This window comes from Klebsiella sp. TF21-TM (genome assembly GCF_019753495.1).
Taxonomy (GTDB): Bacteria; Pseudomonadota; Gammaproteobacteria; order Enterobacterales; family Enterobacteriaceae; genus Klebsiella; species Klebsiella quasipneumoniae.
In genome coordinates, this window is the sequence record NZ_JAIJYL010000101.1 from 1 (window position 1) to 1,332 (window position 1,332).

2 protein-coding genes are annotated in these 1,332 nt (G+C 50.9%); one reads left to right on the plus strand and one right to left on the minus strand.

Features of this window, described 5'->3' with window-relative positions; translation table 11 throughout:
• The first annotated feature begins 122 nt into the window (after nucleotides 1-122).
• On the plus strand, nucleotides 123-428 hold the full coding sequence (locus K5R89_RS27065) for a chorismate mutase (protein WP_023328947.1): 306 nt from the start codon (nucleotides 123-125) through the stop codon (nucleotides 426-428).
• Nucleotides 429-1,037: 609 nt separating this feature from the next.
• On the opposite strand, the gene K5R89_RS27070 is transcribed toward K5R89_RS27065, so the two are convergent.
• A partial coding sequence (locus K5R89_RS27070) for a hypothetical protein (protein ID WP_221853880.1) occupies nucleotides 1,038-1,332 on the minus strand: 295 nt, incomplete at its 5' end.

The following is a 1,332-nucleotide window of genomic DNA, read 5'->3' on the forward strand; positions in this document are numbered from 1 at the left end:
AAGACGGGAAGTTTCGGCCCTTACGGATGCCCGGAAAACCTTAGCGTACGATTTTTTCCGAATTCTGCGGGCTCCCCATTATAATATATTGGTCTTTTGTACTAGTTTATAGGATCGATTTCGTGGAATATAGCTCTATAACTGATGTCAGAAATCATATCGATCAGATAGACAGTGAGCTGGTCAAACTCATAGCTCAGCGTGCTCAATGCGTTAAAGCTGCAGCGGCGTTTAAAACTGATCAGGCATCCGTGCGTGCACCTGACAGAGTACAACAGATCATCGACCGGGTACGTAAGCAGGCCACTGAAGCAGGACTTCCCGAAACGATTATTGAAAAAACCTATCGGGCGATGATTGGCGCATTCATTGATTATGAACTCGGGCAACACCAGCAGCTGCAGAAGACGAAATCCGGCCCTGAATAACCCGCCCCTTCACATAACCAACGTTTTCTTCTCCATCGCTGTCCAGCACGTGACGGCTGTGAAGTCCAGCGGAGTATCGCTTAGGCAGCATTCCGGTGCCAGGCTACACAGCATGTTGCTGTGTAGCTACATCGTGCCGTAACTCAGGCGTAGGCGGGTACCTTCCACTCCCCCTGTTCCGCACAGTAGAAAACCAGCTCATCCCTTTTAACCCGGAGAACGGACGTGTCAGCATTCTTCAGCCTCCACAGGCACAGCAAGTTGGATCTTCGTCTTTTTTTCTGGTGGGTTTTATTCTGCTCCCCCCTCTACCATCAGAGTGGGGAGCATCCTCACAGGATTTGAATGAGACGACGAAGAGGATGGCCAGCATCACCATTCTGATAAGAGGTTCCTCTCACAGGCAGCAAAAGAGCCTGCGTAAGACAACATACCCTTGAGGGTCCTGACCTTCAACGTGCCCGACCCGGCCCCCGCCGCGCGGACGAAAAAAAGAGAAAAAATAAAAAAAAAGAAAAAAAGAATATGCCAAAAATGTGCACAGTCGCGACCCACGCAGAGCGTGGCGCTCCGGGGCAAAGGCTTTGCAGGGCTATAAGGTATGTTGTCTTACGTCTTGAGCGTGATGGTCCGATCCCACCAGCTTTCATGAATTGTCCCGCCGGGTGGACTGCTATAAAGTGCATACCAGCACTGCAGCCCCTGCCGGTGATGATGAATAATTCCGTCCGGCGAGTATTGAGCAAGACCTTCACTACGTATTAAAACCTGGAACTGATCTTGCCCCTCCATTTCCGGACAGCTTTTGTATCTTAAGTTAACGATGCCCGCTGCCGCCGGTATTCCCTCGGGGAGTGATATCCCAGCGCGCTGTGCGGATGCCATTCGTTGTAATGCGTGAACG